Raw genomic sequence first — 14,523 nt, 5'->3', positions numbered from 1 at the left:
ACCTGTCGAGCGACGCGCGCACGTTCGCCCGTACCATCGTCACATTGCGATGACGGAGGGCGTCCGATGAGTTGGCAAAGCAAGTTCGCCTGCTGGCTGCTGCGCTGGCAGTTTCGTCCCGAAACCACGCGCGAGGTGCTCGACCCCGCGCGTGCCCGGCGCTTTACCGACCTGCGGATGATCGTGCCGCGCCGCCCGCCGTCGGGCTACCGGCTGCGCCCGTGCTTCGGCGCCGGCGACGCGCCGCTGCGCGGCGAATGGCTCGAGCGCACCGACACCGCCACGGGCCGCGGGTCCGGCCGCACGCTGCTGTATTTCCACGGCGGCGGCTACTACTTCTGTTCGACGAAGACGCACCGGCCGCTGGTGTTCGGGCTGACGAAGCGCGCGGGTGTGCGCGCGTTCTCGCTCGACTATCGGCTCGCGCCCGAAAACCGCTTCCCGGCCGCGCTCGACGATGCGCTCGCCGCATACCGGCAATTGCTGGCGCTCGGCACGCCGCCCGAGTCGATCGTGCTCGGCGGCGATTCGGCGGGCGGCGGCCTCGCGCTCGCGACGCTCGTCGCGCTGCGCGATCGCGGCGAGCCGTTGCCGGCCGGCGCGATCCTGTTCTCGCCGTGGACGGATCTGGCCGGCACCGGCGACACGATGCGCAGCAACGACGGCCGCGACCCGATGTTCGCGGCCGCGGCGCTGCCGAAGGCCGCGAAGCTGTATCTCGGCGACACGCCGGCGACGCATCCGTACGCATCGCCGCTCCACGCCGATTTCACCGGCCTGCCGCCGCTGTACATCCAGGTCGGCAGCACCGAGGTGCTGCTCGACGATTCGCGCCGCGTCGCGGACAAGGCGAAGGCGGCCGGCGTGGCGGTGGAGATCGAGGTGTGGCCCGACATGCCGCACGTGTGGCAGCTGTATGCGCCGATGGTGCCGGAGGCGCGCGACGCGCTCGACCGCGCGGCCGCGTTCCTGCGCCGCGTCGCGCTCGAGCGCGCGGCTCAGCGCGCGGGCGAGGCGTCGATTGCCTGATAGGCGGCCTGGACGGCCACCGGGCCGTACTTGCGTTCAAGCCGGCGCACGGTGAAGTGGCCGTGCGCCATCTGCTGGAAGTGGTCGATGAACAGCGTGTTGACGGTCGCGCCGAGCACGGCGCCGATCGCCGGGATCGACTTCGCGGCCATCTGTTCGGTCACCTGCACCGAGAAGCGCGAGGCCACCGTCTGCACGAGCTTGAACACGGCCGCCGAGCTGTGCGCGGCGATGCCTTTGGCCGTGATGTCCGACGACGCCTTCGAGATCGCCTGCGCGAGCGCGCCGCGCAGCACGAAATAGCCGAGATCGGCGTCCTCCTCCTGCTTGTCCGGGTGGCCGCCCATCCCGAGCACGGCGAGGCACTGCAGCTGCGTATCGACCGACGTCAGATCCTCCCCCTCGCTGCGCGCGATGTCGCACACCGAGCGGAAGATCAGCGTGGTCGTCACCGGCAGCTCGACCGGCAGCGCGAGAAAGCCGAATGCGCCGCCCGCCGCGCCGGCCGTCGCGACCGCGAGCTTGTGCAGCAGATTGCTGGGCTTGTCGGGCTCGGCGTCCGGCGCCTGCGGCTTGCCGAGCGTGCGCAGCGCGATGTTCAGGCACTTGCGCAGCGCGAGCTGCGTCGCATCGTTGATCTTGCCGGTCGCGAAGTCCGGCAGCCGCGCGATCATCTTCTCGACCGGCGCGCCGAGCACGCCCGTCAGCTTCATCGTCAGCGACGGGCTTTCCAGCACCTGCTTCGCGCGCCGCAGCGCGTCCCGGTCCTCCGGCGACAGCGTCGTCGCGGGGTTGATTGAAATCGGTTCCATCTTTCTCCTTGGCCTGAACGGGCCCTGAACCATCGCCAGCCTAGATTACTCCGGCATGCTAGAATTTTGAGATTATTTGACCCGGCAAAAGTTGCATCGACAAAAAATGGCCGTCCATACTGCCGCCCACCATTCGAGCGGGCAAGTCCTGCCGTTCCGCGAATCGCTGCTCGCGATGATCGGGATCTCGTTCGTCACCATGCTGGTCGCGCTGGACCAGACGGTCGTCGGCACTGCGCTGCCGACCATCGTCGCCGAACTGCGCGGCTTCGACCTGTACGCATGGGTCGCGACCTCGTACCTGCTCAGCTCCGTGATTACCGTGCCGATTTTCGGCCGGCTCGGCGATTACTATGGGCGCAAGCCGTTCGTGATCGCGTCGATCGTCGTGTTCACCGGCGCGTCGGTGCTCTGCGGGATGGCCAACGACATGCTGACCCTCGTGCTCGCGCGCGGGTTGCAGGGCATCGGCGGCGGGATGCTGGTCGGCACCGCGTTCGCATGCATTCCCGATCTGTTTCCCGATTCCGTCGTGCGGCTGCGCTGGCAGGTGCTGATGAGCTCCGCGTTCGGCATCGCGAATGCGGTCGGGCCGTCGCTGGGCGGGTTCCTGACCCAATCGTTCGGCTGGCGCTCGGTGTTCTACGTGAACCTGCCGATCGGCATCCTGTCGCTGTTCTTCGTGTGGCGCTACCTGCCGCACCTGCGCCACGTCGAGCACGATCGCAAGATGCGGCTCGACTGGCCGGGCGCGCTCCTGATCGCGCTGTCGCTCGGCGCGCTGCAACTGTTCGTCGAATGGCTGCCGAAGTACGGCGTCATGAGTTGGGCGTCGCTGCTGCTCGTCGTCGCGGTCGCGGCGGGCGCCGGCCTGTGGCACTGGGAGAAGCGCTGCGCGCAGCCGATCCTGCCGTTCGACATGTTCGCCAACCGCGCGCTGTCCGCGCTGTTCGTGCTCGCGATCCTCGCCGGTTTCTCGATGTTCTCGCTGCTGTTCTACGCGCCGCTGCTGTTCCAGGGCGGCTTCGGGATGTCGCCGAAGGAAGCGGGGCTCGTGATCACGCCGCTCGTCGTGTTCATCACGATCGGCAGCATCATGAACGGCCGCGTCATCACGCGCATCCGCAACCCGAACGCGATGCTGCACGTCGGCTTCGTGCTGTTCGCGGCCGCCTGCGCGGGCGTCGTCGTGGCGACCCACGCGACGCCGGCCTGGATGCTGATGGCGCTGATGGTCGCGGGCGGCATCGGGCTCGGCTTCGTGCTGCCGAACCTCACCGTGTTCGCGCAGCAGACGGCCGGCCGCGAGCATCTCGGCATCGCGACGGCGCTGCTGCAGTCGCTGCGCATGGTCGGCGGGATGCTCGGTACCGCGCTCACGGGCACGCTCGTCAACCAGATGTATTCGGGCGGCGTGCGCAGCGCGCTGTCGGCCGACCACGCGATGCAGTGGCACGCGCGGCTCGCCGATCCGCAGATCCTGATCGATCGCGCGGCGCAGGGCGGTCTCGTCGCGGAGTTGACGCGTGCCGGGCATAATGGCGCGCTGCTGCTGGAAGCGGCCCGCGAATCGCTGGTCGGCGCGATCCACCTCGGTGTCGCGATGGCGGCCGTCGTCGCCGTGGTGTCGGTGTGGCAGTGCCGTCGCGTGCCGCCGATCGCGCTGCGGCGCAAGATCGAACCGCACGTCGCGGCCGATTGACCGATTGAACGAACAGAACTGAGCGCATGGAAGAACAGGACCGCGTCGCGATCTTGCAGCAATTCGGACGCACGTATCGTGCGTTCATGACCGCATTCGAAACGCACGTCGGGCAGCCGATGCCGCGCTGGCGCATCATGGTCGCGCTGCACACGATGGACGGGCATGCGTCGCAGAAGAAGCTCGTCGAGGTGCTGCGCATCGATCCGGGCGCGCTCACGCGCCAGTTGAAGTCGCTCGACGCGCTCGGCTGGATCGAGCGCGCGTCCGATGCACGCGACAACCGCGTGACCAACGTCACGCTGACCGCCGACGGCCGCGCCGCGTTCGAAGCGTGCCTGCCGCGCCGCAAGGCGTTCATCGACCAGACGATGGCGCAATTGCCGGACGACGTGCTGACCGCGCTGTCGGGCGCGCTGGCGATGCTGGAGTCGCGGATCGCGGACGTCGGCTCGACGCCTGCGCCGCACTGAAGGGCAGGCCGCGACGGGGCGCCCCCCCGTCGGCCGATCGTGGCCGGCGCGGCCGAGCGCACGTACGCACCCGCTGCCGGCCGGCGTTTCACTTCACATCATTTCGATTCATTCCCGCGTCGTTCACAGCTCGATGCGCGTGCCCAGCAGCGCGAGGAACTGCGCGAGCCAGGCAGGATGCGCGGGCCACGCGGGCGCGGTGACGAACGGCGCGTCGGTCACGGCCGCATCGACCGGTATGTCCGCGTATTCGCCGCCCGCGAGCTTCACCTCCGGTGCGCAGGCCGGGTAGGCCGAAATGCGCTTGCCGCGGATCACGTCGGCGGCCGCGAGCAGTTGCGCCGCGTGGCAGATCGCCGCGATCGGCTTGCCGGCTTCGGCGAACTCGCGCACGAGCGAGATCACCTTCGGTTCGAGCCGCAGATATTCGGGCGCACGGCCGCCCGCGATCGCGAGCGCGTCGTAGCGCGCCGCATCGACGTCGTCGAACGCCGCATTCAGCGTGAAGTTGTGGCCGGGCTTCTCGGTGTAGGTCTGGTCGCCCTCGAAATCGTGGATCGCGGTCTTGATCTTGTCGCCCGCGCGCTTGCCCGGGCAGACTGCGTCGACGTGATGGCCGACGGCCTGCAGCGCCTGGAACGGCACCATCGTTTCGTAGTCTTCGGCGAAATCGCCGGTCAGGAACAGGATCTTCTTGGCGGCCATGGCTTTCTCCAGAGAAGCAGCGTTGAAGGCCCGATCGCGCCGTGCATGACGGCCGCGACGGGCCCGAGGGCGAAAGCGCAGTGTACTCCGGCGGATTGAAGCGCGCGTGACGGCCGCCCCGCGCGAGCGGCAAGGCGGCGCCGCGCGCGGCATGCGTCAGAAGAAGGTTTCGACGACTTCCGTCACGCGGAACTGCGGATCGAGCACGAGCACCTGGCGCCACTTGTCGAACGTCAGGCACGGGTGCGAGATGTCGAACGCGACCATGTCGCCGACCTTCACGTCCGCGCCCGGCGGGATCTGCAGGTACGCGTGCTGGTCCATCATCCCGGTGACGGCCCAGCCTTCGGCGGCGGCGACGTCGCGCGGCGCGGTGTCGCGGCCCGGGCGGAAGTGGCGCGCCGGCTCGGGCAGGCCCGCGTCGAACGCCGCATCGCGCTTGCCGAGCGCGACGATCGCACGGTCGGCCTCCGGCACCGACTGCACGTACGCCCACAGCTGCAGCGCCGGCAGCAGCCCTTCGCCCATCGAGCGGGCGATCGGGTTGCGCGCGAACACGTCGGTCTGCGCCTTCTTGTAGATGCCGACATCGTGCGTCAGGTAGCAGCCCGGACGCAGCACGACTTCCGCGAAGCCCGCATCGGACGCCTTCCTGAATTCCTCCGCGACCACGTCGTACCACGCCGAACCGGCGCCGGACAGGATCGCGGGCGTGCGCGCGAAGCGGCCGGCTTCGGCCAGCTCGCGCGTGAGCGCGACCGCCTGCTGCAGGAACGCGCGGATCTCGCCTTCCTCCTTCAGCACGCCTTCATAGAGTTCGATGCCGGCCAGCTTCAGCGTGTCCGGATAGCGCGCGATCGCGGCGAGCACGGCCTCGCGCTGCGCGGCATCGCGCACGCCCGCGCGGCCGCCCGGCACGCCGAGCTCGATCAGCACGTTCAGCGATTTTTTCGCGTCGCCGAAGAAGCGGCCGAGCTGGTCGACGCTCTCCGCGGAATCGACGAGACAGAAGAATTCGAAATCGGGATCGGACAGCAGCCCCGCGATGATCGTCATGTTCTGGCGGCCGACCAGCTGGTTCGCGAGCAGCACGCGCCGCACGCCGCCGTGATACGCGGCCTGCGTCTGGTGCGCGGTCGCGAGCGTGATGCCCCACGCGCCGGCGTCGAGCTGGCGGCGGAACAGTTGCGGCGCCATCGTCGTCTTGCCGTGCGGCGCGAACTTGACGCCGTATTTCTGCACGAACGCCTGCATCCAGTTCAGGTTGTGCTCGACGCGATCCTCGTAAAGCACGGCGGCCGGCAGGCTGACGTCTTCCGCGAGCAGGTTCCATTCGAGCCGGCCGGCGTCGCCGAGCGGCACGCTCGCGCTCGGCAGATTGCCCAGGCCCTTGCCGAACGGATCGATCGTCGCTTCCTGATAGTTTGTAACTTTCATGTCATCCCGCTCCATCATCACTATGCATTGCACTGAAGTTGACATGCAGATGGTACAGAAAGTAGCATCGGCGCGGTGATGTTATTTAATAACATCCTGCTTCACCCCCTTTTCCGCCGATGAATACGCCCGCTTCCCCGTCCGCTTCGCCCGCGGCCGAGCCGCATCCGGCTCAGGCCGCTCCGCCGGTCCTCGACATCGTCGCGCGGATCGCCGAATGCGCGCCCGAGCTGCGCGAAGCCGAGCGCAAGGTCGCCGCGTTCATCCTCGCCGATCTGGCGCGTGCCGCGCATGCGAGCATCGGCGCGCTCGCGCGCGACGCGGAGGTCAGCGTCGCCACGGTCACGCGTTTCGCGAAGGCCGTCGGCTGCCGCGACGTGCGCGAGCTGAAGGTGCTCGTCGCGCAGGCGGCGGCCGTCGGCCAGCGCTTCCTGGTGCCGTCCGACGACGCGCCGGCCGACGACACGAGCCCCGCGTCGATCGTCTACGACGAGATCCGCGTGGCGCTCGCGCACAACCACCAGCTGCTGCGCAACACGTCGTTCGACGCGGCGGCCGATCTGCTCGCCGGCGCGAAGATGACCTACGTGTACGGGCAGGGCGGCGGCTCGACCGCGCTCGCCGACGAGCTGCGCTTCCGGCTCGTGCGCTTCGGCCGGCCGGTCGCGAGCTACCAGGACAGCCTGCTGCAGCGGATGGTGGCCGCGACGCTGTCGGGCGATACCGTCGTCGTCGCGTTGTCGGTGAGCGGGCGCGTGCCCGAGCTGCTCGAGAGCTGCCGGCTCGCGAAGCGTTACGGCGCGAAGCTGATCGCGCTCACCGCGCCGGCATCGCCGCTCGCGAAGCTCGCCGACCACCTGATCCCCGTCGTCGCATTCGAAACCGATTTCATTTACAAGCCTTCGACATCGCGCTACGCGATGATGATGGCGATCGACGTGCTCGTCACCGGCGTCGCATTGCGGCTCGGCGATGCGGGCCGGGAATCGCTGCGCCGTATCAAGCACGCGCTCGACGCGCACCGCGGCGGCGGAGACCGTCAACCGGTAGGAGACTGACCATGCATTCGCACCCCGAAGCCGCCGATACGCTGATCGTCGGCGCGCAGTTGTACGACGGCACCGGCGCGCCGCCCGTCACGCGCGACGTCGCGATCCGCAACGGCCTGATCGCGGCGATCGGCAACCTGTCGAACTGGCTCGCCGAGAACGTCGTCGACGCGAACGGCCGCGCGCTCGCGCCGGGTTTCGTCGACGTGCACACGCACGACGACACGCACGTGATCCGCGCGCCGCAGATGATCCCGAAGATCTCGCAGGGCGTGACGACCGTGATCGTCGGCAACTGCGGGATCAGCGCATCGCCGGTGACGCTCGCGGGCGACCCGCCCGATCCGATGAACCTGCTCGGCGAGCGCGGCGCGTTCCAGTACCCGACCTTCGCCGCCTACGTCGCGGCCGTGAACGACGCGCGCCCGGCCGTGAACGTCGCGGCGCTCGTCGGCCATACGGCGCTGCGCAACAACCAGATGGACCGCCTCGACCGCGCGGCGACCGACGGCGAGATCGCCGGCATGCGCGCGCAACTCGAGGAGGCGCTCGCGAACGGTGCGCTCGGCCTGTCGTCTGGCCTTGCGTACGGCTCGGCGTTCGCGGCGCCGACCGAGGAAGTGATGGCGCTCGCCGAACCGCTCGCCCAAGCCGGCGCGCTGTATACGACGCACATGCGCACCGAATTCGACGCGATCCTCGACGCGATGGAAGAGGCGTACCAGGTCGGCCGTCATGCACGCGTGCCGGTCGTGATCTCGCACCTGAAGTGCGCGGGCCCGTCGAACTGGGGGCGCAGCACCGAGGTGCTCGCGTCGCTCGAAGGCGCGCGCCGCTACCAGCCGGTCGGCTGCGACTGCTATCCGTACAGCCGCAGCTCGTCGACGCTCGATCTGAAGCAGGTGACGGGCGACATCGACATCACGATCACGTGGTCGGAACCGCATCCGGAAGTCGCGGGCAAGCTGCTGAAGGCGATCGCGGCCGACTGGGGCGTGACCGAGCAGGAGGCCGCGCAGCGCATTCGCCCGGCCGGCGCCGTGTACCACAACATGTCCGAGGACGACGTGCGCCGGATCCTGTCGCATCCGGCGACGATGGTCGGCTCCGACGGCCTGCCGAACGATCCGCTGCCGCATCCGCGGCTGTGGGGCGCGTTCCCGCGCGTGCTCGGCCACTACGTGCGCGACACCAGCCTGCTGCCGCTCGAGGAGGCGATCCGCAAGATGACGTCGCTGTCCGCGCGCCGCTTCGGGCTCGCTCGGCGCGGCGAGGTGCACGTCGGCTATCACGCCGATCTCGTGCTGTTCGATCCGGCGAGCGTGATCGACGCCGCGACGTTCGAGAAGCCGCAGCAGCCCGCGCACGGGATCGATGCCGTGTGGGTGAACGGTGTGCTGACTTACGAAAACGGCCAGCCGACCGGTGAGCGCGCCGGCGGTTTCGTCGCGCGCGGCGAACGCGTGTCGGCCAGTGCCGATGCGGCGTTCTGAACGCGCGCATTCCGATCTTCCGCGCGCCGCAGCAGCCGGCGCGCGTACCCGCAACCGTGCGTTGCATGGGCAGGAGCAGGCGCTGAAGCGCCGGCTCCGGTCGACAACACGAGGAGTGAAACGATGAAGCGATATGGCGTAGGCGAAGCGAAGGGGACCGGCGGCCAGGTGATGCCGTTCGCGCGGGCGGTCGAGGCCGACGGCTGGCTGTACGTGTCGGGCCAGACGCCGATGGTGAACGGCGAGGTCGTCGAAGGCGGGATCGTCACGCAGTCGAAGCAGGCGATCGAGAACGTGATCGCGATCCTGAAGGAAGCCGGCTACGGCCTCGAGCACGTCGTGCGCTGCGGCGTGTGGCTCGACGATGCGCGCGATTTCGCGTCGTTCAACAAGGTGTTCGTGTCGTACTTCGGCGAGAACCCGCCGGCACGCGCGTGCGTGCAATCGAGCATGGTGATCGACTGCAAGGTCGAGGTCGACTGCATCGCGTACAAGCCGCCGGTGAAGTAACGCGCGAGGGCGGAAGCTGTACGACAAGGCCGGTGCATGGACGTGCACCGGCCTTGTTGCATTTGGCACTGAATTTTTACGCTTTGAATAGAATCCTGTCGATGAGAGCGCGAGACGACAGGTCCGTCTGGCGGGTGACAACAGTGATGGACGCGTAATTGGCAACGGGCATCATGAAATTCGAACGAGCAGACTAAGTGGATTGCTGGGTATGGTCGTCTTCCCGATCAACGATTTCGTGAAGTCGCACCATGACCAGCAATACATACCGCTACGGCGTTCATTCGGATCTCACACCCGCCGAGCTTTTCTTTTTCGTCGCTGTAGAAGAGACGTGTGCACGGGCCGGGATCGACGATGTCGAAGCTGTGATCCTGATTCTGGCGGGTTGGCCGGTATTGCCGACGCGGCAGAAATTCGGCGGCGCGACGAAAGGAACGTCCGTCGCATCCGTGATGGCTCGATCGATTTTCCGCCACCAGTTGAACAGGAAGGTTTTACCAACCGTGACGCTGCAGAGTATCAAGTCGTTTCGGATCATCCTGACCCGAAAACTCAGCGTGTTCGTCGGACGTGCCGTGCCTGGCGTGGGTTGGGCGCTGCTTGCGCGTGACGTGTTCGCGATCGTTCACGGAACGACCTCCCGGTACAACGGCCTCGTCAGAAACGAGGACAGGGTGTTTTGATGCAAAACGTGAGTTGGGACGAGATCGAAGCTTTTGTGAGGTCGGAGGTGGGGCTCGGTCCATCGAAGCCGCTCGCTGCTCATACCCGGCTCTGGGAAGACCTGGGTCAAACCGGCGACGAAGCCAATGACTTCATGTGGCGCTTTTTTGAGCGGTTTGCCGTCGATACCGGCGACTTCGATTTCCATCGATATTTTTTGATGGAAGGCGAGGGGTTGCTCTATTCGCTGTTTCGGCGATGGGTGCTTCGAAAACCGCACCACCTCGAGCGTGAACCAATTACGCTCGCGATGCTGCATCGTGCGGCGGTCGGGAGGAAATGGGATGCCGAGCGATTGGCCGAAGTGCAGCGAAAGCAGGATGACAGTGCCAGCCGTAGATGATGCTGAAATGAACATGAGTGATCAGCGGCAAGGTCGCGGCGACATGGCCATCCCATTGCTGATGGGCGAATGGGCCGTGCTGATGGAAACGATCCGCTTGCGACTCGACCAGATCGAGTGCATGGATCCGGATTCGCTCGATGAGGATGCGCTCGCAGATCGGTACGAAGACCAGGAAACGCTCACACGTTTGCTGGCCCATATCGAGAGCAACTTTGCACGCACCTTCGGCGGTTTGCCGGCGCAGCCGAAATGACGGTCGCATTGGGCAAGCGCCACGCAGCGGCGAGCAAGCGTGCAATGGTGATGCGGATCGCAATTCTGATGTTGCTGCTCGTGCTCGACCGCACTGCCGTTGCGAGCACGTTGTCCGACAAGACGCCGCTGCGAGGAGTAGTGCCTCATGTTGCGCCGAGGTCTGTCGAAATCGTCAGCAACGGGGCGTGGTCGGCCGACATCAGCGGAGGCGAAACCGCGGATATGTGCCGCCAGTTCATTCTTCGGCAGACGGATGTCAGCGCGTTTTTCAAGCGTGCGAACCGCGTAACGGAACGGGCGTACAGTCATGACTTGGATGCCGCGAGTTGCTATGCCGAAGGCGAAGCGCGTCTAGCGGGTGGTGGCGCGGCGAAATGGAGGATAGACCAGGCAAGGCGAGGCTTCATTTCCATGCACGATGGTCGAACAATCTACCTGTATTGTCCGAAGTGCCGGGCCGCCATGTTCGCGCCGAATTAGAGAGACGCACCCTTCCGCAAGCAGGGAGGGTTGGCGGACCGCAAGATGCCGCCAACAGACTCATTTACTGCCGCGCCGTCCGCGCGTTATCCGGCATCGGCTGGTTGTAATTCGTGCGGAACGGGTTGATGTCGAGCCCGCCGCGCCGCGTATAGCGCGCATACACCGCCAGCTTCACCGGTTTGCACGCATGCATGATGTCGAGGAAGATCCGCTCGACGCACTGCTCGTGAAAGCCCGTATGGTTGCGGAACGAAATGATGTAGCGCAGCAGCCCCGCGTGATCGATCTGCGGCCCCACGTAATGAATCTGCACGCTGCCCCAGTCCGGCTGCCCCGTGACCGGGCAGTTCGAGCGCAGCAGGTCGGACACGAGCGTCTCCTCGACCGGCGCCTCGTTCTCGCCGTCGGCTGCCGACAGCAGCGACGGATCGGGTTCGTACACGTCGGTGTCGAGGTCGAGCCGGTCGAGCGACAGCCCGTCGAGCTCGTCCATCTCGAGCTTGCCGAATTCGTGCGGCGACACCAGCTGCACCGACACGCTCGCGCCGCATGCGGCCGACACGTCGCGCTTGAGCACGTCGCGCACCGCGTCGACCGAGTCGAACTTGGATTGCGCGAACGAGCCGAGATACAGCTTGAACGACTTCGATTCGACGATGTTCGGCGATTCGGCCGGCACGTAGAACGTCGCGATCGCGAGCTGCGGCTTGCCGCGCGCGTTGAGCCACGACAGTTCGTATGCGTTCCAGATGTCGGTGCCGAAGAACGGCAGCGCCGACGTGATGCCGAGCTGCTCGCGCGCGCCGGCGCGCGGGATCGGGAACAGCAGCGACGCATCGTACTGCGCCGCGTAGACGGTGGCCTTGCCGAGCGGGGAATGTTCGGGATTCATTGCACGAAGCCTTTACGACAGGAAGAGGCGGTAAGCCGGGTTGGCGCTCTCTTCGACATACGGATAGCCGAGCGCCGCGAGGAAGCGTTCGAATTCGGCGCGATCGGCCGGCGGCACCTGCAGCCCGACGAGGATCGAGCTGTAGTCCGCGCCCTGGTTGCGGTAGTGGAACAGGCTGATGTTCCAGTCCGGCGCCATCGACGACAGGAACTTCATCAGCGCGCCCGGCCGTTCCGGGAATTCGAAGCGGAACAGGCGCTCGTCGAGCGCGAGCGGCGAGCGGCCGCCGACCATGTAGCGGATGTGTTCCTTCGACAGCTCGTCGTGCGTCAGGTCGACGCTGTTGAAACCGTGCGACTCGAAGTTCGCGGCGATCTCCGCCGATTCGCCGCGGCGCTTGATCTGCACGCCGACGAAGATGTGCGCGGACTGCGCATCGGCGATCCGGTAGTTGAACTCGGTGACGTTGCGATCGCCGACGAGCGAGCAAAAGCGCTTGAAGCTGCCGCGCTCCTCGGGGATCGTGACCGCGAACACGGCCTCGCGCGCCTCGCCGACCTCGGCGCGCTCGGCGACGAAGCGCATCCGGTCGAAGTTCATGTTCGCGCCGGACGTGACCGCGACGAGCGTCTGGTTCTCGATGCCTTCGCGTTCCGCGTACAGCTTCGCGCCCGCGACCGCGAGCGCGCCGGACGGCTCGAGCACGCTGCGCGTGTCCTGGAACACGTCCTTGATCGCCGCGCACAGCGCGTCGGTGTTGACCGTCACGACGCCGTCGAGGAATTCGCGGCACAGCCGGAAGGTTTCCTCGCCGACGAGCTTCACCGCGGTGCCGTCCGCGAACAGGCCGACCTCGCTCAGCTCGATGCGCTCGCCCGCGTCCAGCGACTGCGCCATCGCGCACGAATCCTCGGCCTGCACGCCGATCACCTTGATCTCGGGGCGCACCGCCTTCACGTACGCGGCGACGCCGGAAGCGAGCCCGCCGCCGCCGATCGGCACGAAGATCGCGTGGATCGGGCCCTGATGCTGGCGCAGGATTTCCATCGCGATCGTGCCCTGGCCGGCGATCACGTACGGATCGTCGAACGGGTGGACGAACGTGAGGTCGCGCTCCTGCTGGACCTTGACCGCGTGCGCATACGCATCGCTGTACGATTCGCCCGCCTGGATCACCTCGACGCTCGGGCCGCCGTGCGCGCGCACCGCATCGACCTTCACCTGCGGCGTCGTGACCGGCACGACGATCACGGCCTTGATGCCCATCCGCGCCGCCGAGAACGCGACGCCCTGCGCATGGTTGCCGGCCGACGCGGTAATCACGCCGCGCGCGAGCGCGTCCGCCGGAATGTGCGCCATCTTGTTGTACGCGCCGCGCAGCTTGAACGAGAACACCGGCTGGTTGTCCTCGCGCTTCAGGTAAACGGCGTTGCGCAGCCGGGTCGACAGATTGCGGGCCGGTTCGAGTTCCGTCTCGATCGCGACGTCGTAGACGCGCGCGGTGAGGATTTTCTTCAGGTAATCGTGGGGTGCCATGGGCGCTCGCGTGCAGTGCGGATGCAGACGGTAAAGGGTCAATGATAGCGCCAAGGGTCCGCCCGCACGCAAGCGGCATGCCGGGCGGGCGGTCGTGGGCGGCGACCTGCGCATACGGGCGGGGCGCCGCGCGCCGCTTTTTACCGGTTTAACCGCATGGTTACCGACCGGACGGACGGCGAATGGCCGCCCGAAATCGTGCCGAACCCCGCCCGGCGCGGCTCGCGGCGATAGCCCCACGACCTGTCCGGCGTGTCACGGGCGGCGCGATCATGGGTTAGAATTCCGTTTTGAATCAAGGATTCGGAAGATGCAGAGGCACCCTCGGATCGCACCGTTGAAGCCGACGCCGCGCGCAGCCAGCCCCGCGGCCGAACGGCATGCGCGCCGCGCGCGATCGTGCTGATGGTCCCGAGTGCCGCCAGGCCCTGTCGCCGGCCAGGAGGGGCGAGTCGCCCGCTCCGGCCCCATGAAGGACAGCCGCGCGCCTGGTAACAGAACAGATTTCCCCAAGATTGCGCCCACGCGCTTGCCGACGCCCGTGCACGGGATATCGGCCCTCCGAGTCGTCCGAACATGAACGCACCACAAGTTTTCGATCCGCATGGCGCGGCCGCCGCCGTCGCCGCCGACCCCGCGCCCCGCTTGCGCGAGATCCCCTACAACTACACGTCCTTCTCGGATCGCGAGATCGTGATCCGCCTGCTCGGCGAAGAGGCGTGGTCGGTGCTCGACGAACTGCGTGCGGAACGCCGCACGGGCCGTTCCGCACGGATGCTGTACGAAGTGCTCGGCGACATCTGGGTCGTGCGTCGCAACCCGTACTTGCAGGACGACCTGCTCGACAACCCGAAGCGCCGCGCGCTGCTGATCGAGGCGCTGAACCACCGCCTGACCGAAATCGGCAAGCGCCGTAGCGCCGATCTCACCGAGCACCGCGACGCCGCCGGCCGCGAGCGCGCATCGCGCGTCGAGATGCTGGAAGCGGCGGCGCAGCGCGCGGTCGACGAGTTCGCCGACGAATTCGACAAGATGGCCGAGCTGCGCCGCCGCGCGACCAAGGCGCTTGGCCGCT

Annotated in this window: 16 protein-coding genes; 11 read left to right on the top strand and 5 right to left on the bottom strand. The window is 67.3% G+C overall.

Features of this window, described 5'->3' with window-relative positions:
• The first annotated feature begins 66 nt into the window (after positions 1-66).
• The gene (locus QZM15_RS27020) at positions 67-1,029 is read left to right on the top strand and encodes an alpha/beta hydrolase (RefSeq protein ID WP_059580771.1); all 963 of its coding nucleotides are present in this window, start codon (positions 67-69) and stop codon (positions 1,027-1,029) included.
• On the opposite strand, the gene QZM15_RS27015 is transcribed toward QZM15_RS27020, so the two are convergent.
• Positions 999-1,841: an EcsC family protein gene (locus tag QZM15_RS27015; protein ID WP_302107589.1), complete on the bottom strand. Its 843-nt coding sequence runs from the start codon at positions 1,839-1,841 to the stop codon at positions 999-1,001. The genes QZM15_RS27020 and QZM15_RS27015 overlap by 31 nt on opposite strands.
• Positions 1,842-1,947: 106 nt before the next feature.
• On the opposite strand from QZM15_RS27015, the gene QZM15_RS27010 reads away from it, so the two are divergent.
• Positions 1,948-3,543 carry an MDR family MFS transporter gene (locus tag QZM15_RS27010; RefSeq protein WP_059580775.1) on the top strand — a complete coding sequence of 532 codons (1,596 nt, stop codon included), beginning with the start codon at positions 1,948-1,950 and terminating at the stop codon, positions 3,541-3,543.
• A gap of 26 nt (positions 3,544-3,569) precedes the next feature.
• The gene (locus tag QZM15_RS27005) at positions 3,570-4,016 is read left to right on the top strand and encodes a MarR family winged helix-turn-helix transcriptional regulator (protein WP_059580779.1); all 447 of its coding nucleotides are present in this window, start codon (positions 3,570-3,572) and stop codon (positions 4,014-4,016) included.
• 123 nt (positions 4,017-4,139) lie between these two features.
• Here QZM15_RS27005 and QZM15_RS27000 read toward each other — a convergent pair whose 3' ends face one another.
• Together QZM15_RS27000 and QZM15_RS26995 are read right to left on the bottom strand one after the other, a co-directional pair.
• Positions 4,140-4,721 carry a DJ-1/PfpI family protein gene (locus QZM15_RS27000; protein WP_302107588.1) on the bottom strand — a complete coding sequence of 194 codons (582 nt, stop codon included), beginning with the start codon at positions 4,719-4,721 and terminating at the stop codon, positions 4,140-4,142.
• 156 nt (positions 4,722-4,877) lie between these two features.
• Complete coding sequence (locus tag QZM15_RS26995) at positions 4,878-6,158, bottom strand: amino acid deaminase (protein WP_059580786.1); 1,281 nt, start codon at positions 6,156-6,158, stop codon at positions 4,878-4,880.
• 119 nt (positions 6,159-6,277) lie between these two features.
• On the opposite strand from QZM15_RS26995, the gene QZM15_RS26990 reads away from it, so the two are divergent.
• The 7 genes from QZM15_RS26990 (at position 6,278) to QZM15_RS26960 (ending at position 11,017) form a co-directional block, all read left to right on the top strand.
• Positions 6,278-7,216: a MurR/RpiR family transcriptional regulator gene (locus QZM15_RS26990; RefSeq protein ID WP_302107587.1), complete on the top strand. Its 939-nt coding sequence runs from the start codon at positions 6,278-6,280 to the stop codon at positions 7,214-7,216.
• A 2-nt stretch (positions 7,217-7,218) separates the two neighbouring features.
• Positions 7,219-8,700, top strand: a complete 1,482-nt coding sequence (locus QZM15_RS26985; RefSeq protein ID WP_089465134.1) for an amidohydrolase family protein — start codon at positions 7,219-7,221, stop codon at positions 8,698-8,700.
• A 123-nt stretch (positions 8,701-8,823) separates the two neighbouring features.
• A complete protein-coding gene (locus tag QZM15_RS26980) occupies positions 8,824-9,210 on the top strand; it encodes a RidA family protein (protein ID WP_059580793.1) in 387 nt (128 codons plus the stop codon).
• Between the two features lie 251 nt (positions 9,211-9,461).
• The gene (locus QZM15_RS26975; protein ID WP_275905567.1) at positions 9,462-9,896 is read left to right on the top strand and encodes an STM2901 family protein; all 435 of its coding nucleotides are present in this window, start codon (positions 9,462-9,464) and stop codon (positions 9,894-9,896) included.
• Positions 9,896-10,279 carry a DUF1493 family protein gene (locus QZM15_RS26970; RefSeq protein WP_124864368.1) on the top strand — a complete coding sequence of 128 codons (384 nt, stop codon included), beginning with the start codon at positions 9,896-9,898 and terminating at the stop codon, positions 10,277-10,279. Before QZM15_RS26975 ends, QZM15_RS26970 begins: the two co-directional genes overlap by 1 nt.
• A gap of 7 nt (positions 10,280-10,286) precedes the next feature.
• Entirely contained in the window at positions 10,287-10,535 is a 249-nt protein-coding gene (locus tag QZM15_RS26965; protein WP_155634584.1) for a hypothetical protein, read from the top strand.
• Positions 10,532-11,017: a hypothetical protein gene (locus tag QZM15_RS26960; protein ID WP_302107586.1), complete on the top strand. Its 486-nt coding sequence runs from the start codon at positions 10,532-10,534 to the stop codon at positions 11,015-11,017. The genes QZM15_RS26965 and QZM15_RS26960 overlap by 4 nt, the downstream gene beginning before the upstream one ends.
• 64 nt (positions 11,018-11,081) lie before the next feature.
• On the opposite strand, the gene queF is transcribed toward QZM15_RS26960, so the two are convergent.
• Together queF and ilvA are read right to left on the bottom strand one after the other, a co-directional pair.
• Entirely contained in the window at positions 11,082-11,912 is an 831-nt protein-coding gene (gene queF, locus QZM15_RS26955) for an NADPH-dependent 7-cyano-7-deazaguanine reductase QueF (RefSeq protein WP_124864372.1), read from the bottom strand.
• A 12-nt stretch (positions 11,913-11,924) separates the two neighbouring features.
• Positions 11,925-13,448, bottom strand: a complete 1,524-nt coding sequence (gene ilvA, locus QZM15_RS26950; RefSeq protein ID WP_059637918.1) for a threonine ammonia-lyase, biosynthetic — start codon at positions 13,446-13,448, stop codon at positions 11,925-11,927.
• Between the two features lie 576 nt (positions 13,449-14,024).
• Between ilvA and QZM15_RS26945 the strand changes: the two genes are divergently transcribed.
• On the top strand, positions 14,025-14,523 hold a 499-nt coding region (locus tag QZM15_RS26945; protein ID WP_302107585.1), incomplete at its 3' end, for a DUF3683 domain-containing protein.

Source organism: Burkholderia sp. AU44665, assembly GCF_030504405.1.
In the GTDB taxonomy this organism is placed as follows: domain Bacteria; phylum Pseudomonadota; class Gammaproteobacteria; order Burkholderiales; family Burkholderiaceae; genus Burkholderia; species Burkholderia semiarida.
Note: the sequence above shows the minus strand (reverse complement) of the source record. Positions and strands in the feature narration are given on the sequence as shown.

Bases quoted from the DNA above. Each gene is read 5' to 3' on its own strand.
- QZM15_RS26965 (WP_155634584.1), top strand. From the start codon at position 10,287: ATGAACATGAGTGATCAGCGGCAAGGTCGCGGCGACATGGCCATCCCA.
- queF (WP_124864372.1), bottom strand. From the start codon at position 11,912: ATGAATCCCGAACATTCCCCGCTCGGCAAGGCCACCGTCTACGCGGCG.
- QZM15_RS27015 (WP_302107589.1), bottom strand. From the start codon at position 1,841: ATGGAACCGATTTCAATCAACCCCGCGACGACGCTGTCGCCGGAGGAC.
- QZM15_RS27005 (WP_059580779.1), top strand. From the start codon at position 3,570: ATGGAAGAACAGGACCGCGTCGCGATCTTGCAGCAATTCGGACGCACG.
- QZM15_RS26975 (WP_275905567.1), top strand. From the start codon at position 9,462: ATGACCAGCAATACATACCGCTACGGCGTTCATTCGGATCTCACACCC.
- QZM15_RS27010 (WP_059580775.1), top strand. From the start codon at position 1,948: ATGGCCGTCCATACTGCCGCCCACCATTCGAGCGGGCAAGTCCTGCCG.
- ilvA (WP_059637918.1), bottom strand. From the start codon at position 13,448: ATGGCACCCCACGATTACCTGAAGAAAATCCTCACCGCGCGCGTCTAC.
- QZM15_RS26960 (WP_302107586.1), top strand. From the start codon at position 10,532: ATGACGGTCGCATTGGGCAAGCGCCACGCAGCGGCGAGCAAGCGTGCA.
- QZM15_RS26985 (WP_089465134.1), top strand. From the start codon at position 7,219: ATGCATTCGCACCCCGAAGCCGCCGATACGCTGATCGTCGGCGCGCAG.
- QZM15_RS26990 (WP_302107587.1), top strand. From the start codon at position 6,278: ATGAATACGCCCGCTTCCCCGTCCGCTTCGCCCGCGGCCGAGCCGCAT.
- QZM15_RS26970 (WP_124864368.1), top strand. From the start codon at position 9,896: ATGCAAAACGTGAGTTGGGACGAGATCGAAGCTTTTGTGAGGTCGGAG.
- QZM15_RS27020 (WP_059580771.1), top strand. From the start codon at position 67: ATGAGTTGGCAAAGCAAGTTCGCCTGCTGGCTGCTGCGCTGGCAGTTT.
- QZM15_RS26980 (WP_059580793.1), top strand. From the start codon at position 8,824: ATGAAGCGATATGGCGTAGGCGAAGCGAAGGGGACCGGCGGCCAGGTG.
- QZM15_RS26995 (WP_059580786.1), bottom strand. From the start codon at position 6,158: ATGAAAGTTACAAACTATCAGGAAGCGACGATCGATCCGTTCGGCAAG.
- QZM15_RS27000 (WP_302107588.1), bottom strand. From the start codon at position 4,721: ATGGCCGCCAAGAAGATCCTGTTCCTGACCGGCGATTTCGCCGAAGAC.